Here is a 6,801-nt window from a genome sequence, read left to right on the forward strand (position 1 = left end):
GAACAATCATCCCAGGTCAGAGGGCATCTGCGCGTCTACGACACCGCCTCACCCACCACATTCACCGGTGGATCCAGGTCCGAAGACCTGAATGAGTCATTCAGGACCTTTCGCGACGGCGGTGCCGGCGGCGACGCCGGCCCAGGCGAGTGGCAAGCCAAGCGTCGCGCTCACGGAGGGCTTCCTCCTGGGTGATTTAGCGAACTCACGTAACCGACTGTCTGGGTACGCGAACCGACCGGTCAGCGTTTCGGCCAGTGCCACGAAGGGCGGAACCCCGACGACGGCGGGACGTTCGAGAAGGTCGCGGCTCACCTGTCCGTGGACAAGAACGGCGTCCGCGGCGACCAGCCCGGGTTCGACAAGGACCACGTCGCCACCTACGGCACCGGGCAGCTGGCGAGCAGGGACTTCATCGGCGAGTCGACGTGGAGCTCGTTCGCCATGACCACCGGCTGGCGGATGGCCGACAAGCAGTCGTGGCCGACGACGTTCACCTACGACGACCCGGTGTTCGCCAAGACCCTGAGCTGGGTGCGGTCGCTGGCCGACCGCGGGTTCGCGCCGAAGATCGGCACGTTCACCACCGGCGGCCAGGCGACCATCAGCGACACCGACCTGCTCGGCTCGGGCAAGGTCGCGATGGAGACGGCCGGCTCGTGGACGGCGGGGACGTTCGCCAAGCTGCCCTTGAAGGTCGGGATCGCGCCGACCGTCCAGGGTCCGTCCGGCAAGCGCGCCGTATTGTCCAACTCGAACGGGAACAACGCCTGGGCGGGCACGAAGAACCCCGACCTGACCTGGAAGTGGGTCTCCTACCTGGGATCGCCGGAGTGCCAGTCGGCGGCCGGGGCGAGCGGCACGTTCTTCCCGTCGATCCCCGCGTCGATGGATGCGGCGGCGACGACGATGAAGGGCCAAGGCGTCGACCTGTCGGTGTTCACGTCGATGCTGAAGGACGGCACGCTGGTCCCGGCGGTCGTCTACGGCAACGGCGCGGCCCTTCAGGACGCGGAGCGGCCGCTGTTCGAGGCGTACTTCGCCCACCAGCGCGACGACGACGTGTTCGCGGAGATGGCGTCGAAGAGCCGGGCTGTGCTGGGCAAGCAGTAGCCTGTAGTCACGACACGTGAGGGGAGTCAGGGTGGATGCCGGACGAAGGCTCCAGGCCCTGCCGAGCCGGCAGGTGCTGGCCGACGGCGTCTACGAGCAGATCCGGGCGCTGATCATGAACGACGGCATCGAGCCGGGCGCCCGGGTCAACATCGACGAGATCGCCCGCGAGCTGGGTGTGTCGGGAACGCCGGTGCGCGAAGCACTGGCCCGGCTGGAGTCCGAGGAACTGGTCAGCAGGCTGCCGTTGCGCGGCTACCGCGTGACGGAACTGCTGAACCGCAAGGAAGTCGACGACATGTACGCGCTGCGGCTGCTGCTGGAGCCCCCGTCGGCGGCCCGGGCGGCTTCGGCGATGTCGGACGCGAACGTGGCCGCGTTGGAAGCGGAGCTGGCGACGTGCCCGGCGGCCCCGGCGGAGGACGCGCACAGCGACTACAAGGCGTTGACCGCGCACGACGCGCGGCTGCACGAGCTGATCCTGCACCTGGCGGGCAACGTGGCGGTCGAGCAGGCGTTCGCGCGGACCCACTGCCACCTGCACTTCTTCCGGCTGAACTACAACCAGCCGTTCGGCGAGCAGACGATCGCCGAGCACCGGGTGATCGTGGACGCGCTGGTGGCGGGGAACGCGGTGGGCGCGCGGAAGGCGATGACGGACCACCTCGAGGTGGCGCGGGATCGGTTGTTGTCCCGCCTTTGACGTGCGAAGGCCGCACCGGGCGTACCCGGTGCGGCCTCCCCCGACGACGTCACACGCTGATCACTTGACCGGCATGGTCACTTCGTAGATGCGGGTCTGCTGGGCGGCCGCCGCGCGGAAGCCGTTGGCCCACAGGGATTCCACCTGGGACGACTCCGCCGAGTTCGGGTTCGCGTTGGTGCACGACGGGCCGGGGCCGCCGCCGGACATCAGCTCCGAGCACGGGCCCTCGTAGTGGTCCGGCAGACCCAGCGCGTGGCCCGTTTCGTGGGCCGTGATGCGGGTCTGGTTGTACTGCTCGGCCTGCGTGTAGTCGATGAAGATCGTGCCGCTGCCGTGGCCGTCCGTCTGGGCGTACGAGCCCTGCGGGTCGTTGCCCTCGGTGTAGTGCAGCGTCGCGCCCGAAGAGCTTTCCTGGAGCTTGACGTTCGACACCGCCGCGTTCCAGTTCGCCGCGCCCGCGTTGATTCGGTCGCGGAAGGTGGGGGCGTCCGAGGTGTCGTAGTAGACGACCGTGGCCGCTTCGGCCTGGGCCGGGGCCGCGAGGGCCGGCGCGGCGGTCAGCGGGGTCGCGATCATCGCCAGCGCGACGGCGGCGCCGGGCAGCAGGTACTTCCTGGACATCGGGACGACTCCTTGCCGTGGGGAATTTGCCGGGTTTGCGCGCGCTGGGTGTCGAACTTACGGAATCGCCCCGCGCTTGTGACCCGACTTTCGTACTGCGCTGCGAACGGTGATTTACCAACCATTTCGACTGGTTGACATGCGCAGTCGCGCATACGAGGATGCGCCGTCCGGCTCAGCCGACGGGGTCCGCCAGCGGGATCTCGCCCTCGCGCAGCCGCGATTCGCGCCACGTCAAGTCGTCCCTGGCCAGCGGTTTTCCACAGCTGTCGCACTTCGTGCCCGGGCGGGTGAGCCCGCCGCAGCCGACGTGCACGAGCTGCATCGGCCCGGCCGCGTCGTCTGACGTCGTGTACGCGTCACCCCACGCGCCGAGCGCGTGCAGCACCGGCAACGCGTCCGAGCCGGCCTTGGTCAGGCGGTACTCGTGCCGGGTGCGGCCGCCGTCGCGGTAGGGGAGCTTCGTCAGCAGGCCCCGGTCGACGAGCTTGGCCAGCCGGGTCGTCAGCACGTTGTCGGCGATGCCGAGCTGGCCGCGGAAGTCCTCGAACCGGGTGGTGCCCGCGGTGGCGTTGCGCAGGATCAGCAGCGTCCACGGCTCGGCCAGGACGTCGGCGGCGCGAGCGATCGGGCAGGGGGTGCCCTCCCAGGTGGTGCGGCGGCTCATGACTGTGATCCCTCCTACCTGACTTGCTCCGAGCAAGTCTACGCCGTACAGTCGGCCGTAGCTAGCTTGCAATGAGCAAGTCAGGTGCGAGAAGGAGCTCATCATGGAGATCACGGGTGCGGTGGCGCTGGTCACCGGAGCCAACCGGGGGCTCGGCCGGCAGTTCGCCGCCGCTCTCCTCGAGCGCGGCGCGGCCAAGGTCTACGCCGCCGCGCGCAATCCCGAGTCGATCGACCTGCCGGGCGTGGTGCCGCTTCGCCTGGACGTGACCGATCCCGAGTCGATCCGGGAGGCCGCGAAGCTCGCGGGCGACGTCACGCTGCTGGTCAAGAACGCCGGTTCGTCCACCGGGGCGTCGCTGCTCGGTGGCGCGCTGGACGACATCAAGCTGGAGATGGACACGCACTACTTCGGCACCCTCGCCGTCACGCGTGAGTTCGCGCCGATCCTGGAGCGCAACGGCGGTGGCGCGGTGCTCAACGTCCTTTCGGTGCTGTCCTGGTTCACCTCGCCTCAGGTCGCGGCGTACTCGGCGGCCAAGTCGGCGGCCTGGTCACTGACCAACGCGCTGCGCCTGGAGCTCGCGCCGCAGAAGACGCGGGTGACCGCGCTGCACGTCGGTTACATGGACACCGACATGGCCAAGCACGTCGACGGCCCGAAGATCGACCCGGCGGTCGTGGCCGGGCTGGCCCTCGACGGCGTCGAGCAGGGCCGTTTCGAGGTGCTCGCCGACGACGTCAGCAAGAACGTGCGGGCCGGGCTGTCCGGTGACCTCGCGGGGTTGTACCCGGCGCTCACCTGACCGAGCCGATTTGTCATTTCCCGACAATTCCGGGGTTCTCCGGGACCCCGGAATACGGCCGCCGCGACCCCGGGCGTATGAATGGCCGGGTGCCGGATAACGTCGAAGCCGGAAACGGCCGAACGAGGAACCGCTGGGGCGAAGGCGAACGGCTGCGCGGCGAGATCCTCGCGGCGGCGGGCCGGTTGCTGGCCGAGCTCGGCGGCGAGGACGGGCTGACGATCCGCGGGGTGGCGCGCGCGGTCGGCATCGCCCCGGCCAGCATCTACCAGCATTTTTCCGATCGGGCGGAATTGGTGCGCGGGCTGCTCGACCACGAATACGTGCGGCTCGCGGATTCGATGCGCGCGGCGGAAGAGACGCTCGGGGAAACCGACGTCGTCGGCCGGGTCCGGGCGCAGATTCACGCGTACTGCACGTTCGCCATGGAGAACCCCGGGCATTACCGGCTGATGCTCGCGAACGGCGCGTCCCGCGCCGAGCCCGGTGGCCGGGCGGAAGGTCCGCTGCTGGACGTGATCGACCGCCTGACGGCCGGCTTCGAGCGCTGCGTCGAAGCCGGCCACGCGCTGCGGGTGACCCCGGGGCGGGCGGCGGCGGTGGTGTTCGTCGGCGCGCACGGGCGGGTCGCGCTGTTCCACAGCGTCCTGAACCGGACGGGAGCGGACCTGGTGGAGCCGTTCGTCGACGAGCTGGTGTCGTTGGTGTTCGCCTGATCGGCCCTGTGGCGAAGCTCGCCGGAAATGCTTAGCATGGCTATGTAAATTTCCGGCAGCTTCGGGAGGTATCCGGTGGACGGCGTGCCCGCGTTTCCGATGACCCGGCGGTGTCCCTTCGACCCGCCCGCCGAACTCGGCGAGCTGCCGCCGGTTTCGCGGGTGCGGCTGTGGAACGGCAGTACGCCGTGGCTGGTCACGCGGTACGACGACGTCCGCGCGGTCCTGCGCGACACGCGGATCAGCGCCGACTCCGACCGGCCCGGCTACCCGCACCAAAGCGCGGCTTCGGCGGCCCGACGCAAGCGCGCGAAGTCGTTCATCACCATGGACGGCGCCGAGCACGCGGCGCAGCGGCGCCTGCTGACCGGCGACTTCCTCGTCAAGAAGATGGAGGCGCTGCGGCCCGCGATCCAGAAGATCGTCGACGACCTGATCGACGGACTGCTGGCCGGCCCGAAACCCGTCGACCTCGTGACGGCGTTCGCGCTGCCGGTGCCGTCGCTCGTGATCTGCGAGCTGCTCGGCGTGCCGTACGACGACCGGGAACTGTTCCAGGACATCACGAAGGTGATGGTGTCGAGGACGGCCACACCCGCGGAGGCGCTGCAGGCCACCGAAGAACTGCTGGCCTACCTCGGCGGGCTGGTGGAGCGGAAGGCGTCGGCTCCCGGTGACGACGTCCTGAGCAAGCTGGCGGTGTCCCAGTACGCGACCGGCAAGATGACCGCCGAGGACGTCGCGTCGATGGGCCAGCTGCTGCTGGTGGCGGGCCACGAGACGACGGCGAACATGATCGCCCTCGGCACGGTCGCGCTGCTGGAGAACCCTTCGCAGCTCGAGCTCGTGCGGTCCGGCGACGCCGACCTGCTTCGGCGCGCGTCCGAGGAGTTGTTGCGCTACTTGAACATCACGCACACCGGACGCCGCCGGGTCGCGGTCGAGGACATCGAAATCGGCGGCGAGGTGATCCACGCGGGCGAGGGCGTCATCGCGGCCGGTGACGTGGCCAACCGCGACGGCGCGGTGTTCGCCGAGCCGGACCGCCTGGACGTGACGCGCGAGGCCCGTCACCACGTCGCGTTCGGCTACGGCGTGCACCAGTGCCTCGGGCAGACGCTGGCCCGGGTGGAGCTGCAGGTGGTCTACGGGACGCTGTACCGGCGCATCCCGGGGCTGCGGCTCGCGGTGCCGGTGGAGGAGCTGGCCTTCAAGGACGACATGCTGGTGTACGGGGTGCACTGCCTGCCCGTCACGTGGTGATCACACCGCGCGCTGCAGGGCGTCGACGTGCTGGGCGAGCCGGGCCCGGAGGAACCGGGCCCGGTCGGCGTCGTCGTCCTTGCGCGGCACCATCTCCACCAGCATGATCAGATCGAGGTACACCCGGTACAGCCCGAGCCGCGCCCACGCCGGCATGCCGAACTCCACCGGACCGCCCGCCGCCCGGTAGCCCTCGAGGAGCCCGGGGTCGAGGTCGCGGAACAACGCCAACGAGACGAACTCGGCCACCGGGTCGCCCCAGAACGCGCGCTCGGCGTCGATGATCCCCGACAACCGGCCGTCGTCGAGCAGGATGTTGCCGTCCCACAGGTCGAAGTGCACCAGTACCGGTGTCGTGACCAGCTCCAGCAGCGGCTCGTGCCGGCGCACCAGGTGCGAGATCTCCGCGGCCGGGCGCGGGAGGTGGACGCCGTACCGGACGGCGTCGGCCAGGACCGCGTCCGCCATCGCCGTGAACGCCATCGGCCACGTCGGCCGCAAGGGGTCCTGCGGGTAGCCGAAGCCGTCGCCGGTGACGGTGTGCAGCCCGGCCACGACCTCGCCCAGCTCCCGGTGCGGCCGCGGCCCGTCGGCGACTCGCGACCACGGGACGCCCGGCAGCTCCGTCATCAGCAGGAACCCGGGCCCCGCCTCGACAACGGACGGCAGCGGGCCGGGGACGCGGCGGTAGTACTCCGCTTCCGTGGCCAGGAGGTCGTGCTCGTAGGTGAGCCCGGGCGCGGCCGGCGCGATCTTGAGCACCAGCCGCCGCCCGTCGGCCAGCTTCAGCCGGATCGCCGTGTTGTACGTGCCCCCGCCGATGTCCTCGCTCGCCACCACCGAAGCCGGGTCGATGCCCGCCGCGGCCAAGGCCTCTTCCGTGCGCACCCGGGCGAGTCTGCCACTAGCC

8 protein-coding genes are annotated in these 6,801 nt (G+C 70.2%); 5 read left to right on the forward strand and 3 right to left on the reverse strand.

What is annotated here, in order from left to right; all coding sequences use genetic code 11:
• Positions 1-321 precede the first annotated feature (321 nt).
• Positions 322-1,113, forward strand: coding sequence for an extracellular solute-binding protein (locus AB0M59_RS53315; RefSeq protein WP_364632044.1), 792 nt, complete (start codon positions 322-324; stop codon positions 1,111-1,113).
• 31 nt (positions 1,114-1,144) lie between these two features.
• On the forward strand, positions 1,145-1,816 hold the full coding sequence (locus AB0M59_RS53320; RefSeq protein ID WP_364632046.1) for a GntR family transcriptional regulator: 672 nt from the start codon (positions 1,145-1,147) through the stop codon (positions 1,814-1,816).
• A 60-nt stretch (positions 1,817-1,876) separates the two neighbouring features.
• Here the strand turns inward: AB0M59_RS53320 and AB0M59_RS53325 are convergent, their stop codons facing one another.
• Positions 1,877-2,440, reverse strand: a complete 564-nt coding sequence (locus AB0M59_RS53325; protein ID WP_364632048.1) for a snapalysin family zinc-dependent metalloprotease — start codon at positions 2,438-2,440, stop codon at positions 1,877-1,879.
• A 175-nt stretch (positions 2,441-2,615) separates the two neighbouring features.
• A complete protein-coding gene (locus AB0M59_RS53330; protein ID WP_364632051.1) occupies positions 2,616-3,107 on the reverse strand; it encodes a helix-turn-helix domain-containing protein in 492 nt (163 codons plus the stop codon).
• Positions 3,108-3,210: 103 nt separating this feature from the next.
• Here AB0M59_RS53330 and AB0M59_RS53335 point away from each other — a divergent pair, with 103 nt between their 5' ends.
• The 3 genes from AB0M59_RS53335 (at position 3,211) to AB0M59_RS53345 (ending at position 5,891) form a co-directional block, all read left to right on the forward strand.
• Positions 3,211-3,912: an SDR family oxidoreductase gene (locus AB0M59_RS53335; RefSeq protein WP_364632054.1), complete on the forward strand. Its 702-nt coding sequence runs from the start codon at positions 3,211-3,213 to the stop codon at positions 3,910-3,912.
• Positions 3,913-4,064: 152 nt separating this feature from the next.
• Entirely contained in the window at positions 4,065-4,628 is a 564-nt protein-coding gene (locus AB0M59_RS53340; RefSeq protein WP_364632056.1) for a TetR/AcrR family transcriptional regulator, read from the forward strand.
• A 99-nt stretch (positions 4,629-4,727) separates the two neighbouring features.
• Positions 4,728-5,891 (forward strand): cytochrome P450, encoded by a 1,164-nt coding sequence (locus AB0M59_RS53345; RefSeq protein ID WP_364632059.1) that lies wholly within the window; start codon positions 4,728-4,730, stop codon positions 5,889-5,891.
• Here AB0M59_RS53345 and AB0M59_RS53350 read toward each other — a convergent pair whose 3' ends face one another.
• On the reverse strand, positions 5,892-6,779 hold the full coding sequence (locus AB0M59_RS53350) for an aminoglycoside phosphotransferase family protein (protein WP_364632062.1): 888 nt from the start codon (positions 6,777-6,779) through the stop codon (positions 5,892-5,894).
• Between the last annotated feature and the right edge of the window lie 22 nt (positions 6,780-6,801).

Source organism: Amycolatopsis sp. NPDC051371, from assembly GCF_040682155.1.
In the GTDB taxonomy this organism is placed as follows: domain Bacteria; phylum Actinomycetota; class Actinomycetes; order Mycobacteriales; family Pseudonocardiaceae; genus Amycolatopsis.

Excerpts from the sequence above, each read along its gene's own strand:
- AB0M59_RS53325 (WP_364632048.1), bottom strand. The coding sequence starts at position 2,440 with ATGTCCAGGAAGTACCTGCTGCCCGGCGCCGCCGTCGCGCTGGCGATG.
- AB0M59_RS53330 (WP_364632051.1), bottom strand. The coding sequence starts at position 3,107 with ATGAGCCGCCGCACCACCTGGGAGGGCACCCCCTGCCCGATCGCTCGC.
- AB0M59_RS53335 (WP_364632054.1), top strand. The coding sequence starts at position 3,211 with ATGGAGATCACGGGTGCGGTGGCGCTGGTCACCGGAGCCAACCGGGGG.
- AB0M59_RS53345 (WP_364632059.1), top strand. The coding sequence starts at position 4,728 with ATGACCCGGCGGTGTCCCTTCGACCCGCCCGCCGAACTCGGCGAGCTG.